Source organism: Embleya sp. NPDC005575 (assembly GCF_040605455.1).
In the GTDB taxonomy this organism is placed as follows: domain Bacteria; phylum Actinomycetota; class Actinomycetes; order Streptomycetales; family Streptomycetaceae; genus Embleya.
Genome location: NZ_JBEXCV010000032.1, coordinates 31,274 through 54,586, shown reverse-complemented (window position 1 = coordinate 54,586; position 23,313 = coordinate 31,274). Strand labels below are relative to the sequence as shown.

General features: G+C 71.1%; 19 protein-coding genes and 1 pseudogene. 10 read left to right on the top strand and 10 right to left on the bottom strand.

The window, feature by feature from the left end; translation table 11 throughout:
* Nucleotides 1–52 precede the first annotated feature (52 nt).
* The 7 genes from ABZS54_RS14055 to ABZS54_RS14025 all read right to left on the bottom strand — a co-directional run bounded on the left by ABZS54_RS14055 (nt 53) and on the right by ABZS54_RS14025 (nt 8,791).
* On the bottom strand, nt 53–1,096 hold the full coding sequence (locus ABZS54_RS14055) for an SIS domain-containing protein (protein WP_355534525.1): 1,044 nt from the start codon (nt 1,094–1,096) through the stop codon (nt 53–55).
* 236 nt (nt 1,097–1,332) lie between these two features.
* Complete coding sequence (locus ABZS54_RS14050; protein WP_355534524.1) at nt 1,333–2,316, bottom strand: ROK family protein; 984 nt, start codon at nt 2,314–2,316, stop codon at nt 1,333–1,335.
* Nucleotides 2,317–2,390: 74 nt separating this feature from the next.
* Nucleotides 2,391–3,617 (bottom strand): alanine racemase, encoded by a 1,227-nt coding sequence (locus ABZS54_RS14045; RefSeq protein WP_355534522.1) that lies wholly within the window; start codon nt 3,615–3,617, stop codon nt 2,391–2,393.
* Nucleotides 3,618–3,741: 124 nt separating this feature from the next.
* The gene (locus ABZS54_RS14040) at nt 3,742–5,175 is read right to left on the bottom strand and encodes an APC family permease (protein ID WP_355534520.1); all 1,434 of its coding nucleotides are present in this window, start codon (nt 5,173–5,175) and stop codon (nt 3,742–3,744) included.
* Between the two features lie 452 nt (nt 5,176–5,627).
* On the bottom strand, nt 5,628–6,818 hold the full coding sequence (locus tag ABZS54_RS14035) for an ROK family transcriptional regulator (protein WP_355534518.1): 1,191 nt from the start codon (nt 6,816–6,818) through the stop codon (nt 5,628–5,630).
* 795 nt (nt 6,819–7,613) lie between these two features.
* Nucleotides 7,614–8,138, bottom strand: coding sequence for an SRPBCC family protein (locus ABZS54_RS14030; RefSeq protein ID WP_355534516.1), 525 nt, complete (start codon nt 8,136–8,138; stop codon nt 7,614–7,616).
* Nucleotides 8,139–8,293: 155 nt separating this feature from the next.
* On the bottom strand, nt 8,294–8,791 hold the full coding sequence (locus ABZS54_RS14025) for a MarR family transcriptional regulator (protein WP_355534514.1): 498 nt from the start codon (nt 8,789–8,791) through the stop codon (nt 8,294–8,296).
* A 147-nt stretch (nt 8,792–8,938) separates the two neighbouring features.
* On the opposite strand from ABZS54_RS14025, the gene ABZS54_RS14020 reads away from it, so the two are divergent.
* Both ABZS54_RS14020 and ABZS54_RS14015 read left to right on the top strand, forming a co-directional pair.
* Nucleotides 8,939–9,580 carry an NAD(P)H-binding protein gene (locus tag ABZS54_RS14020; RefSeq protein ID WP_355534512.1) on the top strand — a complete coding sequence of 214 codons (642 nt, stop codon included), beginning with the start codon at nt 8,939–8,941 and terminating at the stop codon, nt 9,578–9,580.
* Between the two features lie 139 nt (nt 9,581–9,719).
* Nucleotides 9,720–10,130 (top strand): annotated as a pseudogene (locus ABZS54_RS14015) (ADP-ribosylglycohydrolase family protein); the annotation flags it as partial.
* Between the two features lie 157 nt (nt 10,131–10,287).
* Here the strand turns inward: ABZS54_RS14015 and ABZS54_RS14010 are convergent.
* Nucleotides 10,288–10,914, bottom strand: coding sequence for an ABATE domain-containing protein (locus tag ABZS54_RS14010; RefSeq protein WP_355534510.1), 627 nt, complete (start codon nt 10,912–10,914; stop codon nt 10,288–10,290).
* Nucleotides 10,915–11,000: 86 nt separating this feature from the next.
* Between ABZS54_RS14010 and ABZS54_RS14005 the strand changes: the two genes are divergently transcribed.
* The 3 genes from ABZS54_RS14005 to ABZS54_RS13995 all read left to right on the top strand — a co-directional run bounded on the left by ABZS54_RS14005 (nt 11,001) and on the right by ABZS54_RS13995 (nt 14,488).
* On the top strand, nt 11,001–11,774 hold the full coding sequence (locus ABZS54_RS14005; protein ID WP_355534508.1) for an MBL fold metallo-hydrolase: 774 nt from the start codon (nt 11,001–11,003) through the stop codon (nt 11,772–11,774).
* A gap of 324 nt (nt 11,775–12,098) precedes the next feature.
* Nucleotides 12,099–12,794 (top strand): SUMF1/EgtB/PvdO family nonheme iron enzyme, encoded by a 696-nt coding sequence (locus ABZS54_RS14000; protein WP_355534506.1) that lies wholly within the window; start codon nt 12,099–12,101, stop codon nt 12,792–12,794.
* 626 nt (nt 12,795–13,420) lie between these two features.
* A complete protein-coding gene (locus tag ABZS54_RS13995) occupies nt 13,421–14,488 on the top strand; it encodes a DUF4328 domain-containing protein (RefSeq protein ID WP_355534504.1) in 1,068 nt (355 codons plus the stop codon).
* A 207-nt stretch (nt 14,489–14,695) separates the two neighbouring features.
* On the opposite strand, the gene ABZS54_RS13990 is transcribed toward ABZS54_RS13995, so the two are convergent.
* On the bottom strand, nt 14,696–15,229 hold the full coding sequence (locus ABZS54_RS13990; protein WP_355534502.1) for a MarR family transcriptional regulator: 534 nt from the start codon (nt 15,227–15,229) through the stop codon (nt 14,696–14,698).
* A 118-nt stretch (nt 15,230–15,347) separates the two neighbouring features.
* On the opposite strand from ABZS54_RS13990, the gene ABZS54_RS13985 reads away from it, so the two are divergent.
* Nucleotides 15,348–16,670 carry an amidohydrolase family protein gene (locus ABZS54_RS13985; protein WP_355534500.1) on the top strand — a complete coding sequence of 441 codons (1,323 nt, stop codon included), beginning with the start codon at nt 15,348–15,350 and terminating at the stop codon, nt 16,668–16,670.
* Nucleotides 16,671–17,048: 378 nt separating this feature from the next.
* A complete protein-coding gene (gene dnaN / locus ABZS54_RS13980) occupies nt 17,049–18,212 on the top strand; it encodes a DNA polymerase III subunit beta (RefSeq protein ID WP_355534498.1) in 1,164 nt (387 codons plus the stop codon).
* Nucleotides 18,213–18,288: 76 nt separating this feature from the next.
* On the opposite strand, the gene ABZS54_RS13975 is transcribed toward dnaN, so the two are convergent.
* Nucleotides 18,289–19,005 (bottom strand): HAD family hydrolase, encoded by a 717-nt coding sequence (locus ABZS54_RS13975; RefSeq protein ID WP_355534496.1) that lies wholly within the window; start codon nt 19,003–19,005, stop codon nt 18,289–18,291.
* An 857-nt stretch (nt 19,006–19,862) separates the two neighbouring features.
* Between ABZS54_RS13975 and ABZS54_RS13970 the strand changes: the two genes are divergently transcribed.
* The 3 genes from ABZS54_RS13970 to ABZS54_RS13960 all read left to right on the top strand — a co-directional run bounded on the left by ABZS54_RS13970 (nt 19,863) and on the right by ABZS54_RS13960 (nt 22,841).
* Nucleotides 19,863–20,003: a hypothetical protein gene (locus ABZS54_RS13970; protein WP_355534494.1), complete on the top strand. Its 141-nt coding sequence runs from the start codon at nt 19,863–19,865 to the stop codon at nt 20,001–20,003.
* Between the two features lie 15 nt (nt 20,004–20,018).
* Complete coding sequence (locus ABZS54_RS13965; protein ID WP_020554288.1) at nt 20,019–20,486, top strand: hypothetical protein; 468 nt, start codon at nt 20,019–20,021, stop codon at nt 20,484–20,486.
* A 387-nt stretch (nt 20,487–20,873) separates the two neighbouring features.
* Nucleotides 20,874–22,841 (top strand): hypothetical protein, encoded by a 1,968-nt coding sequence (locus ABZS54_RS13960; protein ID WP_355534492.1) that lies wholly within the window; start codon nt 20,874–20,876, stop codon nt 22,839–22,841.
* Nucleotides 22,842–23,313: the final 472 nt, after the last annotated feature.

Sequence of the window (23,313 nt, the reverse complement as noted above, 5' to 3'; positions counted from 1 at the left end):
TCGTGGCCGGCGTCGACACACCGGCCACGACCCGGGCGAGGCGCTCGAACGATCAGGTGGTCGGAGTGACCTTGGCCAGGCCGATCGGGGCATCCGGATTGGCGCCGCGGTGCAGGGCGAAGGTGCGGGCGAGATTTTGCAGATGCACGGTGGTGGCGATCGCGCGGGCGGATTCCGTACGCAGGTCGCCCAGTTCGGGCGCCACCGTCGCGTGCGGTATGCCGTCGGCGACCAGGCGCGCGCGAAGGGCAGCGATGTCCGGTGCGGTCGGGCCGCCCAGGTCGATCAGCAACACCGGTACCCGGTCGCCCAGCGCGGCGATCGGCCCATGCAGCAGATCGGCGACCGAGATGCCCTCGGCGAAGACCCCCGACGTCTCCCGAATCTTGAGCGCGCCCTCCAATGCCACCGCACCCCCGAGCCCACGTCCCGCCACCACCAGGCGATCGTGGTGCGCCCAGTCCGCGGCCAACGCCTCACACGCGTCGGCACCGGCCAGTACCCGACTCACCGCGTCCGGTAGCCCGGCCAGATCCGCAAGATCCGCGACCGTCGACGGCAACGGACCGAGCGCAAGCGCGATCCCGACCATGGCCACAAGCTGCGCGGTGACCGTCTTCGTGGCCGGAACCGCGATCTCCGTACCCGCATCCGTCGCGGCAAGCACATGCGCCTGTGCCGCAAGCACGCTGTCCGCCTCGTTGGTGACCGCCACCACCCGGGCACCCCGCTCACGCGCGGCCCGCACGGCCGTGACGATCTCGGGCGTACGACCCGACTGGCTCAACGCGGTGACCAGGTAGCCGGTGTAGTCGGTGTGCGCGTCGTACCTGGTCACCAGGCTGGGCGCGGCCAGCCCGGCCGGCCGCCCGGAGGCCAACTCGTACAGGTAGCGCCCGAACGCCGCCGCGTTGTCCGAAGACCCACGCGCGATCAATACCGACCCGTGCAACGGCACCGGCAACGCATCCCGAATCGCGGCCGCCAGCTCCGGCAGCCGACCCACCAACCGCCGCAATACGTCGGGTTGTTCGGCCATCTCGGCAGCCATCACGGCGCCGGGAGCGGGAACGGCGGGAGAAGCCGTGTTCGTCATGTTCATCCCATCGATCGATTTCGAACAACAAGGACCGAAAACAAAACCGCAACACCCAAACCTGACCGTGGCCGTGACCTTGACCGTGGCCATGGCTATCGCTGTGGCTGCGGCCATGGCTTTGGCTTTGGCTTTGGCTTTGGCTTTGGCTTTGGCTTTGGCTTTGGCTTTGGCTGCGGCCGTGGGCAGTCGCCTCGGCGCACAACCCGCCCCACCCGCGGAGCGAACAAGCGCCTTCACGTCAGCAACGCCCACCCCGGCCGCTCACCCCCCGCCACGTCCCACGCCAGCGCGGCAGCGCCCCGCAGCGCCCCGTCGTGGATGTAACGCGCCGCCACGATCACCTCGCCCGGATCGGCCGTGCCCGGAGTGTGCTTCGCGAGGAAACTCCGCAGGACATCGAGCACCCGCTCGGACACGGCCATCAGCCCGCCGCCCAGCGCAATCCGCGTCGGATCCAGCGCCAGATACAGGTTGAGAACGTGGCCCGCCAGCACATCGAGGGCATGATCGGCGATGGCCCGCAGGCGCGGGTCGGTGGAGGTCAGGATCGCCGCCGCGTCCGGCGGCAGGCCGTTGCCGGCGAGTGCGTACAGGGACTGCGTACGGGCCGTGAGCGGGCCGCCACCGATCAACGATTCCAGGTCCGGCTCGTCGGGCCGACCCGGCACCAGCGAGTAGCCGATCTCGCCGGCCACACCCCGCGCGCCGCCCACGACCCGGCCGCCGACCGTGAGCGCGGCGGCAACTCCCGTACCCAGATTGACGAAAAGCCCCGGATCGGCGGCAACCAGTGCGCCCGAGCGCAACTCGGCCAACCCCGCCGCCTTGACGTCGTTGGCCACCACCACCGGCACCGACCCGAACGCCTCGCGCGCCAGGCCGAGTACGTCCACGTTTTCGATCCCGGGCAGGTTCGGCGACAGCTCCACCCCGGCCGAGGTCACCGTGCCGGGACAGACCAGGCCCACCGCCACGATCTCGCGCCGCCCGCCCCGGGTCACCGCCGCGACCTGCTCCCGGGCCAGCCGCAGCAGCCGATCCAGCGCATGCGCCATGTCCTCGCCCGGCTCGCGGGTGGCCACCCGGCGCTCCGCGAGCACCGTACCGGCCGCATCGAGGGCGGCCATGGCCGTCTTGGTGCCGCCGATGTCGAGCGCGACTATCCCGAGGGAGTCGCGCGGCAGCGGCGGGTCGACCAGGTCAGCGGAGTCGAACACGATCGTCACAATCCTCGAGTCGGGCAATCGCACATGGCAGGGGTAATGAGGCAGTGGCCGTCGCATCGGCCCGGTCAGGACGGATCACCCACCACCCGCGCCTCCGCGTCGTACCGCTCGCCCCACACCACCGCACCCGCGGCGGCACCCTCCCGCCCGGCCCCGTGCAACCCGGCCACCGACTGCGTCCGCCCACGCGTCACGAACGCCTGCGGCCGGAAGCACATCACCACCGTGTCGCCCGGCCCGATCCCCAGCCGGCGCGCGTCCCGAAGCACCGTGTAGTAGTGGATCGCCCCGTCCGGAGCGGTATCCACCCGCACCACCCGCTCGACCGCGGTCGCCGGGTCCCGGCCCACCAGCGCGGTGAGTCGGAACTCGCCCAGTACCTTGTCGACGTAGTGCCCGGCGGCGAACGCGTACGCGTCGTCGCCGTCCACGTGCGACACCTCGGTCACGTACACGATCGCCGGCTGCTCCGGCGCCTCCTCGGAGAACACGTGCAGCGGAGTCGTCCCGTGGATCGCGTTGCCCGGCTCGACATGCGTGGCGCCCGCGTCGGCGGCGATCGTCAGCGAACGCGCCGACGTGGTCCCGGGCGCGTTCACCTGACGGATGGCGAACCCGGCCGCGCGCAGCCGCTCGGCAGCCGCGACGACCGTGGCCAGGTTGGGCGTGCCCGTGATCCGCCGCTGCTCCGGGTCGGCGAGCAGGCACGGAAACGTGGTCACGCCGTGCACCGCTACGCCCTCCACCGCGTCGACCTCGCGCGCGGCGGCCACCACGTCGGCGGCCGGGAACCCCCCGCCGTGGCCGAAGTAGAACCGGTCCCCGTCACCGTGCACGCGCAGCAGCACCGACACGGGAGGGCCGCCGCGCCGTGCCGCCGCCGCGCCGATTCGCCGCGCCGCGTCCACCGAGAACACGGTGACCACCTCGGGGTCGGCGCCGACCACGAAGTCCTCGCTGCCCCGATGCGGCTGCACCAGGTGCCCGACATGCCCGACCGGCAGGCCGTGCCGGACCGCGGCCGACACGCACGCGGTGTCCACCGCGACCACCGGGCCGAGCCCCGCCTCGATCGCGGTGCGTGTGACGTCGGGATTGCGCCCGTACTGCTTGGCCATCACGTACGTGGACAGTCCTCGCGAGCGCGCGGCCTCGGCGATCGTGGCGGCGTTGCGTGCCACCGTGTCCAGGTCCGCCACGTACGTGTTGGCAAGCAGGCGACCCTCCTGATGAGCCGTCACGACGGCCTCGATCAGCGGGCGGTTGTGGGCGAGGAGTCGGTCGAGGAACATCGGGAGACTCTCCTTTGAGACGAGCGGACGGGGCGGGCGGGGCGGACGCCCGGACGGAGCGGGCCGGCGAGCAGATGTCGGAAGGTCGTCGGACGTCGAGGCCGTCGAACGTTTCCGGCGCGGATCAGGTCCGGGCGACCGACACGGGTATCGCCCCCTCCCCCGGCTCCGCGGCCGCCTCGCCGGCGTCCGGTTCGTCCTCGAACACGCGACCCATCGCGGCCAGCACCTGCGGACGCGAGCGGTGCGCCCAGACCAGATACACGGTGCCCAGCAGCATCCAGCCGACGATCACGTACGGCACGAGGTTGTTCGGGTGATCGGGCACCGGCCACAGCTGGCCGTATATCGGCAGCAGCATCAGCAGCACGGTCGCGCCGGGCAGGATCCCGTGTCGCAGCATGGAGAACTCGCCCCGGTGCTCGCGCAGGTAGAACCGGGTCACCGCGACGCTCATCAGGATGTAGATGATCACCATCCCGAGCCCGAGGATGGTGCCCGCGAACCCGTACACGCCCAGCGGACCCAGGTCGCCGCCGAAGCCGCTGCCCAGTACCAGCGCGAAGACGAGCGAGAAGCCCAGGTAGGCGGTGATCGCCGACTGCGGCACGTGGCGTTCGTTGGTCCGGCCCAGGAAGCGCGGGAGCACGCCCTCGCGGCCCATCGAGAACAGCACCCGCACGGCCGCGTTCGAGCCGGAGACGACGTTGGCGAATTGGCTGACGATCACGGTCAGCGCGAGGATCCAGGTGACACCCCAGTAGCGATCCACCAGGGTGGTCAACGGCGCGGCGTCCTCGGCCAGTTGGGAGCCGTGCGCGGAGCCGAAGCCGATCGAGGTCGAGTACGCCATCAGCACATAGAACGTGCCGATCACCGCGACCGCGGTGAACAGCGCGAGCGGAATGCTGCGCTTGGCACCGCGCGCCTCCTCACCCAGGGTGGCCACCGACTCGAAGCCGATGAACATCAGGATGCCCCACAACATGCCGGTGCCCAGGCCGCTGAAGCCGTCGATGGAATTGGCCGGATCGAACGGCGCCACCGCCAAACCCGAGTCGCCGCCATCGCCGAGGATCACCCCGGCCAGGCCGAGCAGTACGCCGACCTCCAGGACCAGGAAGATCAACGCGGTCTTGGCCGAACTGGACACGCCGAGCGAGTTGACGCCCCATACCACGGCGGCGAACGCCAGCGACATCACCTGCCACGGCACCCGGACGTCGAACTGGCTGTCCAGGAAGTCGTGGCTGTAGCCGCCGAGCGCGGCGAACAACATCGGCCCGACCATGCCGTAGGTGAGCAGCAACAACCACCCGGAGAGGAAGCCGCCGGACTTGCCGAAGCCGTGGCTGTTGTAGGTGTAGGCGAAGCCGGCCGCAGGCAGTTTGCGGGCGAACGCGGCGATCGTGTTGGCGACCAGGAGGCTGGCCACCATGGCCAGCACGATGGCGAGGGGCAGCGCGTACCCGGCTCCCGCCGCGGCGGGAGGCGTGTTGAACGCGACGCTGGTGGCCGGGCCCATGAAGGCCATACACATGGCGACGGCACCGAACACGGACAGCGTGTTCCGGCGGAGGGACCCGCCTTTCGACGGCAGTGGGGTGGACATTGGTGGTACTCCAGGCGTTTCGGTGGGGTGGGACGGACCCCTGAGGGTGCGCGGGCCGCCTGGTGCGGCGGCCCGATGTGCCTTTGACGGGAGCGAAGGGTCGGTCGGCTGCGGAGGTGCCGGTGGCCGGCCGGTGTCGGAGGGGGACGATTCGACGACCCGGGTGGGTGCGCTTCGACGACTGTGGTGGGTGCGAGGCGTGGGGGTCGTTGCGGTTGGCGGGTTGGGCGCGGCCGCTGGAGGCGCGATTGGTGGGGTGACCACGGTTGGCGGGTTTGGCGCGGTCCGTGGGTTGGCGCGGTCCGTGGGTGCCGCAGTCCGTGGTTCGCTGCGATTCGGGATTCGCCGCGGTTCGTGGGTTCGCCGCGGCGCTCCGCCCGGGGTGGGCGGGTGGTCCGTCAGCGGGTGCCCGCCGGTGCGAGCAGTGTGGGCAGTTCCAGGTCGGCCCGGACCGCCGCCGCCGCATCCGCCGCGACGTCGAAGCGGACCCGCAGTGCGGTCAGGCCGCGCGAGACCGCGCCCAACGCGCCTGCGAGATCGGCCAGTTCGGAGTGCACGAGTTCGGGGCACGCGGGCAATCGTCGGCGCACCCGTTCGCGCAAGCGAGTGGTCATCGCGGCGTCGATCGAGGCCGAGACCCGGCCGCCGAGAACGACCAGTTCGGGTTCGTAGGCGATCGTCACCGCGATCAACGCCACGCCGAGCGCGCGCTCGAACCGGTCGATCACGGCCCGGGCCGCCGGCGAGGAGTCGACGAACAGGTCGGCGGCGGTGGCCACGTCCAGACCGGCTTCGCGAGCGGCCCGCATCAGGCCCTCGGCGCCGACCAGTTCCTCCACGGTGTGGTCGTCGGAGTCCACCGGCAGAAAGCCGAACTCGCCTACCAGGCCGGTCGGTCCGCCCCGCACGTGCCGGTTCACGGCCACACCGGCGCCGAAGCCGGCGCCGACGGTGAACATCACGGCGGTGTCGGCGGTGCGGGCGGCGCCGTGCCGCAACTCGCCCTCCAGGGCCAGATCCGCGTCGTTGCCGAAGGCGACGGTGCCCTCCAGCGCGCGGCGCACCCGGCGGGTGAACAGGTCGCCCTCGATCTGCGGGAGGTTGGTCGCGCCGCGCACGCCCAACCCGTCGGCCGCGACCGCGCCGGGCAGACCTATCACGCCCGCGCGCAGCACATCGGGCGCGGCCGCGTCGGCATACAGCGCGCGGACCCGCTCGGCGAGCCAGTCCGCGAGGTCGTCGGCCGCCAGGTGTCGGGGGGTGGGCTCCTCGCGGTAGCGCGGCGAGTGGCCCAGCAGGTCGGTGGCCAGGAATCGACAGGTGGTGCCACCGAGGTCGACCCCGACCGCGACCCCGCGCTCGGCGGCCACCTCGATCACCACGCCCTGCCGCCCGCGCCTCCCGGTCTGCAGGACGGCACCCTCACGAACCAGGCCCTCGTCGAGCAACCCCTCGACCACGCGCGAAACGGTGGCCGCACTGAGCCCGGTCTGCTGGGTGAGACCGGCGCGGCTGTGCTGCCCACCGGCCAACAGCACCGCGAGCAGGCTGGAGCGGTTGGCCCATCGGGCATCGGCCGTCTCCGCCATGTGCACCTCTCAGAGTGAAAATATTTCAGAGTGAGAGCAAATTAGGCCCGCCATTAGGCGGTGTCAAGACTCCGTCAAGAACCCCCCGAGCGAGGAACCACCCCAGAGCCCCGGCGCGGCCCGCAAGCGAACGAGCGAGCTGTTGGCGGGGCAAACGGCCGGCGAGACGGCCGATTCGGCGGGGCGAGCGGTCGGCAGGGGCGAACGGCGGGGGCGAACGGGGCTCTCGGCCGGCCTCGGCGAGATCTCGCATGCCCTCCGCCACCGCCTCGCGTGCCTGCTCGCCCAGCGCGGCGAGGTCGGCGGCCGGCGGGTCCTCGGCGAGCAGCTCGGCCCGCTCGGCACCATCGCTCGTGCGGGCCAGGGCGGACTCGTCGGACGCGGCGAGTACCGCGAGCACCGCGCGCGGATGTTGATGCGGGGCGGTGGGCTGCCGGCCGGGTCGTGGCGCGCTCGGGGTTGGTGGTCGGGTCGGTGGGTGCTCAGCCGTTCAGGTCGCCGCCGGCCTTCGTCCGGAGGGAGAATCGCCCCGGCTGCACAGCAGCGCCGCGTGCGCGATCCCGGGCGCGAATCGACAGTCGCGGATCAGGACGCGATCTCAGGTCGTACAGCTACAGCTGCCGGAAGTTGCACCGGCGCGGGCGGCGGCCAACGACCCCGCATGTCAAAGGCGTTGCGCACGGAGCGCGGGCCACCCAACCGGCCCGGACCGGCCGGCCACCGCGCCGAAATGTGAGCGCACCCCGAGCGACGGTCGGCGTGGGCCGGGTCGGTCTGGGTGCGCACGGGTCGGATTCAACCCTGCCGTCGACCCGTCTCGACGTAGGCGCGGAGGTGGTCGAGGCCGTGTTCCAGGATGTCGCCGATGGCCAGGTCGGCGTCCGCGCCAACCTGGCGGTGGCGGGTGAGCGCGTCCACGGGCAACGCCTCGTGACCCTTCTTGCCGCCGAACTGGCCCGCGTCGTGGAGGCGCTCGCGCTCGACCGCACCGTAGTCCAGCGGGTCCTGGCCGTCGTCGACCACGACGGTGACGATGCTGTTCACGTCGCCCGGGCCGTCCTGGACGATCACGATGCCGCTGTAGGGCGTACCGCGCACGACCCATTCGATCCGGGTGCCCGGACCGTCCCGATCCAGGTCGACCTCGGCCGCCACGGAATGCGCCGACTCGCCGGCGGTCACCACCACCGCGCGGCCCGAGGTGGCCCGGACGGCGGTCACCGGAGGGAAGAATTCGGGAAGCTTGTCCGTGTCGGACAAGAGCATGTACACCCGGTCGGTGGACGCTGCGACCTGCACGGAACGCGTGTGAAGAACCATGTGCGTGCTGCTATCCGTTCGAGGACCGTTCCATTCGCGATCCGCGCAGGGCTCGCGCGGGTCGGCCCGGCCGCACCGCGCGGGCCAGGCGGGCCCACTCGGCGAGCCGGCGTACCCGCCCGCGACGCCCGGAAGCCGCCCGGCGTACCGAGTCGTCAGTCCGTGCCGTCCCCCAGGGATTCCAGGAGTGTGCGGAGCCCGTCGGCGAGGGCCGCCCGCTGTTTGACGCCGAGTGCGGCGAGCACACGGCGTTCGGTGTCGAGGTGCGCGGGCAACACCCGGTCGATCAGTTCGCGGCCCTCGTCGGTGAGTGCGACCAGTACGCCGCGGCCGTCCGACGCGCTGGTACCGCGGGACACCAGGCCGCGCGCCTCCAGGCGATCCAGGCGCTGGGTGATGGCGCCCGAGGTGACCATGGAGGCCCGCATCAACTCGGTGGGGCTCAGCCGATGCGGGGACGGATGCCGGCGCAGCGTGGCGAGTACGTCGAACGACGAGGCGTCGAGCCCGTGTTCGCCGAAGGTCCGGGCCAGTTCGGCACCGACCAGACGCGCGGCGCGGGACAGCCGGGCGAGTACCGCCATGGGCGACGCGTCCAGGTCGGGGCGCTGCGTACCCCATTGCTCCAGCACAAGGTCGACGTGATCTGCCACGGCGTCAGGTTAGCCGAGTCGATGGAGTGATCCGGATCGACTCCCCTCCTTTCGATTACCTTAGCGATGAGATACATTTCTCTTAGCACTAAGAGATCAGCCACTCGATCGAACCACCGATCGACCATCCGAGAGGGGCACACCACCATGCGCATCACCGTGTTCGGAGCAGCCGGAAACGTGGGCAGCCGAGTCGTCTCCGAGGCCCTCTCCCGGGGCCACGAGGTCACCGCCGTGGTCCGCGACGCGGCCCGCTTTCCCGAACTGCACCCCGAGGCCGAGGCCCGAGTCGGCGACGCCGCACGGGTCGAGGACGTGGCCGCGCTGAGTACCGGCAAGGACCTGGTGATCAGCGCCACCCGCCCGGCACCCGGCAACGAACAGGCGTTGGCCGACACGGCCGAGGCGCTGCTGTCCGGGCTCACCGGCACGGGGGTACGCCTGCTGACCGTCGGCGGCGCGGGCAGCCTGACCGTGCCGGGCACGAGCGACACCATGGCGGTCGACGACCCGCGATTCGTGCCCACCGCGTGGCGCGGCATCGCCCTGGCCTGCAACGCCCAGCTCGACGTCTTCCGCACCGACACCGAGATCGACTGGACCTACCTCAGCCCGCCCGCCAACCTGGAGCCCGGCACCCGCACCGGTACCTTCCGACTCGGCACCGACGAACTCCTCGTCGACCCCGACGGCGTCTCGGCCATCTCCGTCGAGGACCTCGCAGTCGCCCTCATCGACGAGGCGGAGCAGCCGCGGCACCACCGCGCCCGCTTCACCGTCGCGTACTGAGCGGGCCCGATGGGCCCCGTCCCGATCGGCCGATACCCGGTCGCCGCCGACACGGCGACTGCGGCGAGGATGGCGACGCCGAGCACGCCGGCAGTCACGCGGGCGCTGCCGTGCTCGGCCTCGACCGTAGGCCTCCCCGGTGCGCCACCTCCTCTCCCGAAGTCCCGCCTTCGCACGCGGGGTATCACCCACGCAAAGAACCGGGGCCGGCACCCGGCCGGTCACCGGCTCGGGGCAGTCGACCGCGCCGCCCCCACGGAGCGATGACTTCGCGCGCCGGGTCCGGTCATATCCAGCACAGGCGTTCGCTACGAGACGACAGCAGCGAGCGCCCCCGGTGCAAGGACACTTCGCGCCCGACGGCCGCACGGCCACCATGGCCGCCGCCCGCCGGATCGCCGCGCTCACGCACGGCGACCGGGCCGCGTGGGAAGGCACCGCGATCTTCCACGAGTTGCTCCGGGTGGCCCTGATCGGCGACGATCCCTCGGCCGCGATCGCGGAGACGCTCGCGGAGGTTCACCCCGAGCACCGCGAGCGCTACGCCACCGGCCGCCGGGACCAGCGAATCGACCATGGTTTGGCTGGTCGGTACGTCACCGGTCGGTGCCACCCCGGGGATCGGCCCGGGTCGCCTATCGGCTCGACCGCCTGGGGTGGCACGGCGTCACCCGCTCATCGACACGCGCTCGGGACGGCGCGCGTTCTCAGTGCGATTGCGTCTTCGCCTGGGTGCGGCGTGCGTAGGCGCGGGCCGCGCGGACGCGGTCGCCGCAGCGGGTCGAGCACCATTGGCGGGAGGCGTGCGTGCGGATGAGGAAGCGTCGGCAGGGGGTGGCGCCGCAAGGGGCCAGTCGTTCGGCGTCCGGGCCGGTGACCAGGTCGGCGGCGTCCGCGGCGAGGATCGCGATGGCGTGGTTGACGATCTGGTCGATGGGGTGTGCCTGGGCGCGGTACGGGCCTCGGGCCTCGTCCCAGTAGAGGAGTGCGGCCGACGGGGCGCTGGTGAGCGCGTCGTTGATGGCCTGTACCGATGCGGCCGGCGCCGGGAGATCGGCGATCCGGGACGAGAGCAGCGCTCGCACGACGTCGCGGAGGGCGCGCAACCGACCCGCGCACACGTTGTACAGCCGACTGTCCGGCGGCGCGAGCTCGCGCTCGACCAGCCAATCCTTCGCGGACGCGGGTGAGCCCAGCAGGTCGACGTCCTGACCGCCGGGCAGCGCGAGGTCGCTGTTGGCCAGGTCGAGGGCGAGATATCGGTCCGCCCCCGGCGCGGGCGGAGGGACGACGGGCGCGAGGTGAGCAGGGGCGCTGGCCACGTTCTCCTTCATGGCTCTCATGTTAAGCCTTGCCGTTCTCCGTGAGTATCGGCTAGCTTTTCTCACGGAAAACGTGACCATTATCCGTGAGGTGTGCAGTGACCGGCAGCAGCAGCGCAACCAACGAGCAGATCGACATCCGCGTGTTCGGCGGCCCCTCCGCCCTGATCGAGTTCGGCGGCCTCAGGTTCCTCACCGACCCCGCCTTCGACGAGCCCGGCGACTACTTCGTCGGCGCCGAACGCATCCTGACCAAGACCGCTCCTGCGGCCATCGACCCGGCCGAACTCGGCCCCATCGACGTGGTCCTGCTCTCGCACGACGAACACCCTGACAACCTCGACCACTCCGGTCGGGCGCTGCTCGCCGACATCCCGCTGGTCCTGACCACCGCCGGCGGCGCGGGCCGGCTCGGCGGTACCGCTCGGGGTCTGGGTCCCTGGGAGGGGGTGGACCTCCCCCGCCCGGACGGCGGCACCGTCACCGTGACGGCCACTCCCGCCCAGCACGGCCCCGAGGGCTGCGAACCGGTCACGGGCGAGGTCGTCGGCTTCGTACTGACCGCGTCCGACCTGCCCACGGTCTATGTCAGCGGCGACAACGCCTCCCTGGCCGTGGTCGAGAAGATCGCCGCGCGCATCGGCCCGGTCGACACCGCCGTCCTGTTCGCCGGCGCGGCCCGCACCTCTGTCTTGGACGGCGCGCTCCTCACCCTCGACAGCACTCAGGCCGCCGAAGCCGCCGCAATCCTCGGCGCGCGCCGCATCGTCCCGGTCCACTTCGACAGTTGGGGCCACTTCACCGAGGGCCGCAACACCCTGATCGACGCTTTCACCGCAGCGGGCCTGATCGACCGGCTGGAATTGAGCTGACGGGGGCGGGGCGGAATGGGCGGGCGTGGGTGTGGGGCGGGTGGCGCCTGGGCCGACCCGCATGGTGGGCGGCCGGGTGCTCGTCCGATCCGTTCACCGAAGTCACCCTGGACGAAACGCAGGTGGTCGCCACCAGCACTCTGGGGCGCATCCGGACCTTTCCGCGCGGCGCTACCTCTCTGTCAGCGACTCGGCCGGCGAACCCTGGACCGGGGTCGTCGCCCCGGGATTGAATCCGTCGATGGAGGCCGCGGCGCAACTCCCGGGCGCAGCAGGCCTGCGACACGTTCGCCCGCGAACCCGGTGTCATAGGATCGCGTGATCATGGACACGAGCGCGGGATACGCGATGGTCGCCGTCCCGGCCGGGCACGTGACGCTGTCCGACCGGCGGACCCGGCGCAGTTGGTCGGTCGAACTCGCGCCCTACCGATTGGCGGCGTTCCCGGTCACTCAGGCGCTGTACGCGGAGATCACCGGTCTGCGGCCGAGCGGCCCGCACGGTGACCGGCTGCCGGTCGAGGGTGTTTCCTGGTGGGACGCGGTGCGGTTCTGCAACGCCCTGTCGCGACGTGACGGGTTCACTCCGGCGTACGGCACGGAGGGCACGTACGGCATCGGGGCCGACGACGACGAGTCTGTCGCGTGGGACACGTCCGCGGACGGCTACCGGCTGCCGACCGAGGCCGAGTGGGAACATGCGTGCCGGGCCGGTACGACCGGAGCGCACTATGGGCCACTCGACGACATCGCCTGGTATCGCGCGAACTCGGACGAGCGCATCCACGAGGTAGGGGGCAAGCAGCCCAACGCGTGGGGCCTCTACGACATGCTCGGCAATGTGTGGGACTGGTGCTGGGACGTCTACGACGCCGAGGTCTACGGCAGTTACCGGGTGCTGCGCGGCGGTGGTTGGTTCGACGAACACTGGAGTTGCCGAGCCTCCGCCCGCCGCCGCAGCCACCCGACCTACCGGGTCGACGACGTGGGTTTCCGGATCGCCCGCTCCGGCACGTCCTGACTCGGAGCCGCCCACGGCGACCCTCGCGACCATGCCCTCGTTCGCCGAAGCGCCCGTTCCGTGCGCCCTGCCGTGTACCGCGCGGCGGGCTGATCGCTCGTGCCGCCGCCGGTCGATAGAGAGCCGTGACGGCGGCCATGTTCTCGTTCGGGCTTCGTGACGTATGCGAGCCGAGCGGCACGATCGGGTTCGACCTGCGGTCGAGGCCGCCTCCGAGATTCCGCCCTCCCGGCCGACAGCGCCGCGGACGAATGCCGGCTGTGGCGGCTCGATGACGCCCCACGCGATACCCCGTCGGCGGCGCCGCGGACGTGGGAGACCACACGCCAAAGGCCAGGGGCCGCGGCCGCCGGCCTCATGCGCCGCCCGGGCCCGCCGGATACGGGCCACCGGCAGCACGGGACACCCGGGGTCACGAAGCGGTGACGCCCCCGCACCAAGGCGCCTGGCCCGGCGGCTTGGACTTGCGTCACGCCCTCGTCTCACGCGTGACGCGCGGGGATAACGCACGGCATGATGCCGCTTACGCCATGTGGGCTATACGAGGACGGTCGCCGACCGTGACCTCGCCGCCCCATCGACCCGCATGGCCGGTATCGACCATCGACGAGGGATGATCCGAACTCGTGTTGTGTGCAAGCTGTGGCGCCCGATCGACACTGCCGGACCGCTATACCAACTGCGGTCACCAGGAGTACGCCCCGTCCGCCGACGCGACGTCGTCCACGGACCTGCGCTTCGCCCGTTTCGGCCCGGCCGCTACGCCGCCGGCGGGCTGGTACGCGCCGGTCTTCCGGTCCCTGCGCGGACTGGCCATCGCACTGTATGTCCTGCTCGGCGTCACCGCCGTACTGTCCATGCTCGCGGCGATCGCGCTCTTCCATCGGGCCAACCTGGTCGACGAAACCCTGCACGGCGGATGGCTGTCCGCCGACCCCGACGCGGCGAACCGATCCATCGGCCTGTGGTGGGGAATGTCGAGTCTGGCCATCGTCGCGGTCATGGTCGTGTTCGTCATCTGGTTCCATCGGGCACGGTGCAACGTCGAGGTGTTCCCGCCGTCCGCGCAACATTTCTCCAGCGGCTGGGCAATCGGCGGCTGGTTCTGCCCCGTGGTCAACCTGTGGTTCCCACCGCTGATCGCGCACGACATCTGGAAGGCAAGCGACCCCCGGGCGCCCCTGCGCGGCGGCTTCACCCCGGGCCGGCATCCGCTGCTGTGGACCTGGTGGTCGACCTACCTCGCCGCGAACATCGTGATCGTCTTCGGCGTGATCGGCCGGAAGACGGACGGCCGCAACGATGCGATCGGCAGCGACTCCTGGATCGCCTACCACGAGTCCTACCGCACCGCCGACACCGCGGCGGGCTGGGCCTTCCTGCTACTGATCGCCGCCGCCGGCCTGGCCATCGCGGTCGTGGCCCGAATCACCACGTTCCAGTCCGAGTACGAGCGCGCCTTCCACATGGCACCGGGCATGCACCCGATGGCGTCGATGCACCCGATGCACCCGATGCACCACCCGTACCCCATGTACGCGGCGCCTTCGATACAGCCCGCACCCGCGCCGTACCCGACGCAGCACGCCCACCCGGCGCAGCCCGATCACGGGCGGACGACCGAGGGCCGACTGCCGCCCCCGGTCCCCCGCCAACCCCCGCCCCGGCCGCAGCACCCGCCGGCGCCCTTCTGACCGAGCCGCGAGAGAGTCCCCACCTCGGGCATCCCGCGCCGGCATGCCCGAGAACACGATCGACGCCGGATCCACTTGCGCGGGCCGATCACTCCGAACCCGGTCGCCCCCGGCGGCCGGCCGCATCGCCCCGACCACGAAGTCGCCCCGGCCGCACGGCCATTCGTCCCCGGCGACGACCAGGCGCCGGACCGGCGGACCCGTCCCTCACCCGTTCCCGCGCGCCGACCGCCGCGTCGATCGGGGTGCCTCGGTCGCGGCGGCGATCTCGCGCAGTGCCAGGGTCGCCGCCTCGATCGCCGCCGCCGACGCGCCCCGCCAGACCTCGGCGTGTGCGGCGGCGTTGGCACGGACCGCGTCCTCCGCGACCTGCACGCCGCGAGGGGTCAGGCTGATCAGCGTGCCGCGACCGTCGCCCTGGTCCGGAAGGCGCTCGGCGAGGCCCTCGGCGACCAGGTGATTGGTGACGTTGCTGGTGCCGCCCGAGGACAGCAACAACGCGCGGCTGAGCTCGGTGGGCTTGAGCCGATAGGGCGCGCCGACCCGTCGCAGGGCGACCAGTACGCCGAACTGGGCCGGGGTGAGGCCGAATTCGGGCAGCTCGCGGCGGGTGGCCTCGTCCAGATCGGCGGCGAGCAACATGATCCGCTTGCTCAGTTCCGTCGTCGCGTCCAGCACGTCGGGCAGTTCGGCCTGCCACGCGCTGATGAGTGCGCTCGCGCGGTCCTTTGGTGCGGTCATCTTGACAGCGTATTACACACATCTGATAGCTTTCTAAAAAGCTTTCATGTGAGATGCTTCCGTCCGCCGCACCACGACCGGTGCGGCCGAATCCGCTCGATCCCTCTCGGAGGTCCAGATGTCCGCCCGGCCCACCCCCGCAGCAACCCCTTCCGCCGCGCCCCACCCCACCCGACTGCTCCTTCGCGGCGGCACCGTCGTCGACACCGACCCGGAGGTCAGTGTCCGGCCCGACACCGACGTGCTGATCGAGCACGGCGCGATCGTCGCCGTCGGACCGGCCCTGGCCGCCAAGGGGGCCGAAGTCCTCGACGCCCACGACCGGATCGTGCTGCCCGGATTCGTCGACACCCATCGCCACGTCTGGCAGTCGGTGCTGCGCGCGGTGGCCGTCGACAGCGACCTCGGCAACTACCTCGGCCGGGTGCTCGGCCGGCTCTCCCCCGCGATGCGCCCCGAGGACGTGTACGCGGGCAACCTCGTCGGCGCGCTGGAGTGCCTGGACGCGGGCATCACCACCGTGCACGACTTCTCCCACGTCCAGCACCGCGCCGAACACGGCGACGCGGCGGTCCACGGACTGCGCGCAGCCGGCATCCGGGCCGTGTTCGGCTACGGCCACCCGCCGTTCGACCCCGCCGCCCGCGACCCACGCATCGTCCGCGACCTGCGCAAACGCCTGTTCCCCGGCGACGACGATCTGGTCACCCTCGCGCTCGCCCCCGGCGGCCCCTCGTACACCCCGATCGATCTGGTCGAGCAGGACTGGCGCCTGGCCGCCGACCTCGACATCCCGTTGGCCGTACACGTCGGCAGCGGCCCGGTCGCCCATCGCCCCATCGAGACCCTGCGCGACCACGGCCTGTTGACCGCGCGCACCCTCTACATCCACGGCAACTCGCTGCCCGACGACGAACTCGCGATGATCGCCGACTCCGGCGGCACCCTCTCGATCGCGCCGCACATCGAGGCCCAGATGGGACACGGCGCACCGATGATCAACCGCGCTCGCGCCACAGGACTGGTCACCGGGCTCGGCGTCGATGTGGTCACCAGCGGTCCGGGCGACATGTTCTCGCTGCTCCGCGCCGCCCTGCTCACCAGCCAACTCGCGGACGGTCCACGGTTGTTCGCGGCCGACATGCTGCGCATGGCGACCATCGGCGGAGCCGCCGCACTGGGCCTGGCCGATCGGATCGGATCACTGGCCGTGGGCAAGCAGGCCGACCTGATCCTGCTGTGCGCCGACGCGATCAACCTGGTCGGCGCCGGCCACGACATCGCCGGGGCCGTGGTGGCATCCGCCCACGCGGGTAACGTCGACACCGTCCTGGTGGCCGGCCGCCCCGTCAAGCGTGCGGGCCGGCTCACCCACCCGCACCTGGCCGGCGCCATCGCCGACGCCCGCAAGTCCGCCGAACACCTGGCCGGCACGGCCTGACACACCGGCCCCGGACGGACCCCGCATGCCCCGGACCGAACGAGGAGACACCAAGAAGGCGGAGAGGCGCCGAGGGAACGGAGCGGCAGCGACCGGACGAGCAAGCGTCGGCGGACGAGTCCGTGCGGCTCGACCGTTGATCACCCGAATCCACCGATCACCGGTTCTCGGCGGCAAACGTCGAACCTCGCCTCGGCTGTCGCGGCACGCGGGCCGTCGTCACGGTATGCGGGCTGTCCTTCGGCACACGGGGCTGTCGTCACGTACGTGGGCTGTCCGAGCGCCCCGTTAGTCTCACTCCCCCAGCAATCGAACAAGGATTCGATCACCAAGCGACGCACCCGCTCCCCCCTCGTCGAGTTCTCGGAAAGGGCCCCTGTGAAGGTACGGATCACCCGCGACCGCCTCGTCGAGGGCATCGGCTGGGCCGTTCGCGCGCTGCCCGCCCGGCCGGTCGTCCCCGCTCTCGCCGCGTTCCGACTCAAGGCGGGCGACGGCACCCTGGCCATCTCCGCGTACAACCACGAGGTATCGGCCGGCATCGAGGTCGCCGCCGAGGTCGCCCGGATAGGCGAGATCCTGGTCCCGGGCCGACTGCTCGCCGACATCGCCCGCGCACTCCCCCGCGATCAGCCGGTCGACCTCACCGTGGATCCGGCCCGAGCCCGGGTGACCTGCGCGGGCGCCTACTTCGCGCTGCCGCTGCCGGCCCTCGCCGATTACCCCGCCACGCCGCTGCTCCCGGAGACCGCGGGCACCGTGCGTGCGGCCGCATTCGCCGAGGCCGTCGCGCAGGTCGCGATCGCCGCGGCCCGGGACGAGAGCCTGCCCGTGCTCACCGCGATCCGGCTGCACCTGACACACGACGCACTGGTCCTGGCCGCCACCGATCGATATCGGCTGGCGGTGCGACGGCTGCCCTGGCGGCCGGCCACCGAGGATCCGGCCCGGACGGCCCTGGTGCCCGCCAGGATGCTGGCCGACCTGACGAAACACTCGGGAATCGACACGGACCTGCGCCTCGCGCTCGGACCGGAGCCGGGCCGCCGCGGCCTGCTCGGCCTGGCCGGGAGCGGGCGGCACGCGACGACGCGGCTGCTCGACCACGAGTTCCCGCGCTACGACCGGCTGTTCGACAACGAGACCACCGCCGTCGCAACGATCGAGGTCGCGGCGCTGATCGAGGCCCTTCGACGGGTGTCGCCGGTGGTCACCCGCAACGCTCCGGTCCGGTTGTCGTTCGGGCGGGAGTCGCTGCGGGTCGAGGCCGGCAGCACCGACGAGGCCGAGGCCGGCGCGACGCTGCCGGTCGCGCTGACCGGCGAGCCGACCAGCGTCGCCTTCAACCCGGCCCACCTCCTGGACGGCCTGGCCGCGCTTCGTACACCGACCGCACGCCTGTTGTTCAGCACGCCGACGAAGCCGACCATCCTGACGGACGCCGCACCCGACGCGCCCCGCACACCCGGTACACCCGGACCGCACGACGACCGCGACGACCCGGACTATCACTACCTGCTGATGCCGATGCGCGGCGCCTGATCGGCCAGGCCGAGCGAACCGGCGAAACGGGGGATGACCAGGCAGGTCGCGTCGGCCGATCGCACCCACGGGCTGCTCATCGCGCCGGACCCAGCAGCGCACCGAGCACCGCGTCCGTATCGGCCAGGTCCGCCAGGACGACGTCGGCGCCCGCCGCCGTCAGCGCCGCCGCGCTCGTCGTCCCGGTCGCCACCGCGACGGACCACGCGCCCACGGCCCGGGCTGCGGCGATGTCGCGCGGGGTGTCGCCGATGATCACGGTGTCCGCGCCGACGTGCCGCCGGCCGAGGTGCTTTTCGGCACGTGCGAGGGCGCGGGCCGGCAGGTCGGCCCGCTCGTAGGCGTCGTCGCCGTACGCGCCGACCCGGAAGTCCACGTGGTCGGCGAGGCCGAAGACCCGCATCTTCAACACCGCGAGCGCGTACGGATTGCCGGTCAGCACCGACTGGCACACCCCGGGTATCGCCCCCAGCGCGGCGAGCGCCTCGGACGCACCGGCGAGGACCCGGCCTTCCGCGGCCAACTCCGCCTCGCGATCCCGTAGTTCGGCAATGATCAGGTCCAGGAAGGCGTCGAGCATGCCACCCTCGGGCGGCAGTCCGTGCGCACGCAGCACCTCACTCGCCATGGCCAACTCGGTACGTCCGTCGAACTGCCAGGGATGGACCGGCGAACGCCCGGAGACCCGACGAAATGCCGCCGTGTACGCCCGTCGGGCCACGGTCCCGCCGTCGATCAGCGTGTGGTCGATGTCCCACAACACCAGCCGGGAAGCGGCTCCATCAGTCGTCATGAACACTCCGATCATCGACAACCACCCCGTACGGCGGCTGCCACGAGCATCGCATTCGGCCCTTTTCGCACCGACGCCGGGGTGCACCGAACGTGTCTCGAAGATCACAGAGTGCGATCAGTGTTCCGTTTCCCCTCGCCGCTCAGAGTCTCTCCGCACCCGCCCCCTCCAGCCGTCAAGCAGTCCCTCCGTACCACCCGACCCCTCCGCAGTGCGCGGCATATCTCACATAACGACGAACTCTGTGCGTATACAGGTGATTTCGTCGCTCTTACCGCATCGGTCGACTCGATCAAACACCCGCCCGAGCCGACTATTCGTCGCCATTCGTCGCCATTCACGGCCGCGCAGATTCGGCTGCGGCCACGTCTCGGCACCGATCCGATCCATGATTCCGGTCGAGCTCGGGGCCGTCTGCTCATCCCCCCTCAAACAGCTATTGACCTGCAACTTGCATGGCGAGCTGTGCGGCGATCCGCACGGGAGATTGTCCGTTGATCTGTGCGTGGTGATGTCCATGCACATGCATGGCCTTCTGAATCCCAACCCGTTCGTCAAAGCGCATGGCTGTATGTGCGGGTGTGCGGGCGGCTGTGCGGCGCGAACGACGGACGCACGGAGACATGGGCGGCCGGTCGGAGCAACGGGCGAAACGGCGGCCCGCGCGATGGGACTGTCGATAGGTCTCGCGGCGGGTCTCACGACGGCGCGTCGGCGCGCTGGAGCAGACGGTCGAACGATGGTCCGAACGGTGGATCCGACACTCGCTCAAGCACTGGATCACACAACGGAGCGCACACTCGACGCCTGGGTATTCATGCGTGACAGGGGATGGACGTGCGGGTGGATCTTCCAACATGCAGATCGAACACAACGCCAATGCCTTATTTTCTGGGCTTTTGCGCCGTTCTTGTGATGACGTCATCGCGATGCGCGACACGCCGACTCTCCTGACAGGAAGTTATTTGCCGGAGATCGCGATAGGGTTTGGTCGTTGACACGAAAGGACGGTCATGGCCACTTCCCGGGAGCGTTGGACCGTGGCGAGGCTCGCGGCCATCGCGGGTCTGCCCAGCAAGGTGGGCTACGAGGCACGGGACCGAAACGTGCTGCACCCGACGGTGCTCTCGCCCAGCGACGTACTGCCCCTGCTCACCTTCGAGGCATTGCGGAGGATCAGCTGGCCGGGCGAGAACTATGCGCGCAATACGCCACAACGTCTGCGCCTGTGGGAACACCTGGCCATCGAGCACTCACGAGTGGGCGATCTCGCCGATGTCGACCCGATGACCGGCCTCTACGTGCATCCCTCGGGAGCCGACCTGGCCGTTAGACCGAGCGAACACGCCGCGCTCGCACTGCGGTTCGTCGAAGAAAACACGCCTTACCAGTACCTCACGCTCGGCGCGTGGGCCCAGCAGGCTCTGCGGGCCCTCGCCGCCGAACAGGAGCAGGTCGGACGACGCCACGGTGCCGCCTGACCGCCGCTCGGGAAGTACGGCCGCAAAAGCAGAGCGAGTGGCCTAGGAGTCCAGCCCTAGTCCACTCGCTCGCAGCTCAGCGCCCCTAAGGGCGCCGTCGGAGAAAGGAGGCCTGCCGGCCGCTTACACAACCGAACAGTGAGACCCAGCCGTTCCGGTACTTCCACGCGCCGAACGGTCGGGTCACCCCTACCTCTTTCTCTTCACCAGCTTCAGGAGCAGATCATACCTGCGATCCCCGAGGCAGGCCCAGTGCTGTCTTCAGCCAGGTCCTTGCCCTCTTCAAGTGTGCCCGAATCCTCTGCATTCACGATGCAGGCTCGGGTCCGTGCCGCCCTGCGCGCCGCGCGAGTTCGCGTCGGCGGCGCCAGGGGCGTCGATCCGACCATGCCGGACTCGGTCCGCCGGGCCTCGGTCAAGGTCCCGCTGCGTGTGGTGACCGGCGAGGCGTACAGCGACCTTGCCTTCGTCTTCGCCGCCAAGGTCGGCCACCTGGCAGCCGGCCCCAACCAGCCCGGCTGCATCGCCGACCTCACCACCATCGCCCGCTATCTGGGCCTGACCGTCCGCTCGGTGACCCAGCCCGACGGCCGGGTGGCCCTCAAGGCCCCGTCGTCGCTGTACGCCGCGCAAAAGCAGCTCACCGCAGGCGAGGAACTCACTGTCGTACGCCGCACCAAGCCTTCCGGGACCGGGACTTCGGCGGTCCGCCGGCTGCGCACGCCGGAAAAGGGCGAGCCGTGGGTGATGGTGCCCGTCGCCCTCCTGGGCGCGGTCCCGCACCGGCATGCTCGGGCGTACGCGGTCATCTGCTACGCCCGGGCCCGCGGCCACCACCTGACCTACGCCGAGCTCGCCGACGTGCTGCGACACCAATCCGGGCGCCGGATCGGTGAGCCGGTGAGCGTTCGCGCGGCCCGCGGTGTGGTCTCCGACCTGGAGCGCTGGGGCTGGGTGGAGGTGGGCCGCCGTGAAGGGTGGCAGGGCCGCAACATGCTCGTACCGCTCCGGCCCTTCGAGCACCCGAACGAGCACGAGCCCGCCGCCACCGCCGGTGTGGACACCGAGGCGATCAAGCCTGTCGACATTTTCGCCGCGGAATTTCTCGGGGCCCTCGGGGCGCTTGGGGATCACGGGACTATCGGGGATCACACTCCTGGGGCTTTCGAGGGTCACGGGGATCACGGGGATCACGAAGAGGTGACCGAGGAGGAAGCCGAGGACGCAATCGAGGTCGAGGCCGGTGAGACGCATCGCGCGACACGTGAGTGGGCAACCGGGCGGGCAAGCGACCGGACGACGGACGGAGCGCTCGTCGTCACATGTGGTCGTGTCTCTGCGCGTCATGGCGAGGAGGCCGGCAGCGAGGTCCCGGAGACGACACGCTCGGTGACCGCGGGGGAGTCGCACGTGACTTCCGCGACACCCGTGGAGGCCGTCTCGGGAACGGGTGTCGACGGCTCGGCCGAGCCGGCCCGGAACGGCGTTTCGGCAGGTCGGAGCCTGGGTGCGGAGGGTCAATGGACGTCGGGTTCGCAGGGGGTTGGGACCTCCGTCACGTATAAGGAAGACACTCCGATTGACCTACGGATGAAGGCGAACTCCCGGGGGGGTTCCGCCCGGAGGGCGTCCTGCGTGGTAGACGGGCACGAGCCCGCGGAGAAGCCGCGAACGGCTTCGACGGCGACGCCTGCGCAGGAAACGCCTACGGCGGAACCCCGTCGAATTCGCCCCGTGCCGACGCCGGACCACCGGACCACCATCTCCGCGACGGCGGCGAGGGCGTTCGTCGGAATCGCGCCGCTGGTGGCCAGGATGAGCACCGGACAGCGGATCGTGGCCGCTCGTCTGGTCGATCGGGCCGTGGCCGAAGTCGGCGACGCGAACCGGGTCTTCGCCCGGCTGGCGGACCGCTGGCGGACCCAGGACGGGGCCGTCGGGAGCCCTGTGGGCTGGCTGGGCGGCCGGGGGCTGGCCCGGCGTGGGTGCGAGGACCCGAACTGCGAGGACGGCCGCCTGTGGCTGCCCACGGCCGGTCCCGGTGCAGGTGTGGCCGGGGACCCGTTCGCGTGCCGCAACTGCGCTCGGCAGGACCAGGATCGGCGGGCCGAGGCGGACGAGCGCTTCGGCGCCGAACGCCGGGGCGCGTACCGGGCCCGGCAGACGGCGGCATCGTTCGCGGCGGCTGCGGAGGTCCGGCCGATGGTGGCCCCGGCGCCGATCGGGACCTGCGATGACTGCGACCGGGCGGTCCGCGGCCTGCGCGAGGACGGGGTCTGCGCCGACTGCCGCGAGGACCGGGAGCGGGCCGAGGCCGCGGGAGGGGCGCCCCGGACCCTCCAGGCGGCGTTCTGAGCGTCTTTGCGGCGGTGGACGGGTGGTTCGGTGGCTACCGGATCGATGTGCCGTCAGGAGACCGCTCAGCGGCTCGGCGCTCGGAGTCCGGCGGTTCGGAGGCCGCCTCGGGGCGAAGGATCGATGAGGTGGTGAGGCGGTGAGGCACCGCGAAGTCGGGTGTTTGGCGCGCTGCTTCGCCCGATCGGAGAGTCCTATGCATATGAACAGGACGATTCGGACGAATGTTTCGAGATCGAGGTCGAGGCCGCAGTGCGCAGGCGGAAGGGATTCGCGTGAGTTCGCAAGAATTCACGCGGATTCTCATGAATTCTCATGGATGCGCACGAGTTCGCCGATATTCACACGAAGGTGTGGCCTTCTCCGCAGGTGCCGCACCGGTCGTGCGCAGGGCGCGGGTCTTGGCCTGGGATCGGGCCAGGGTGTGGGGCTGCCGCGCGGGCCGGGCTGCTCGTGGTCTGCGGCCACGAAT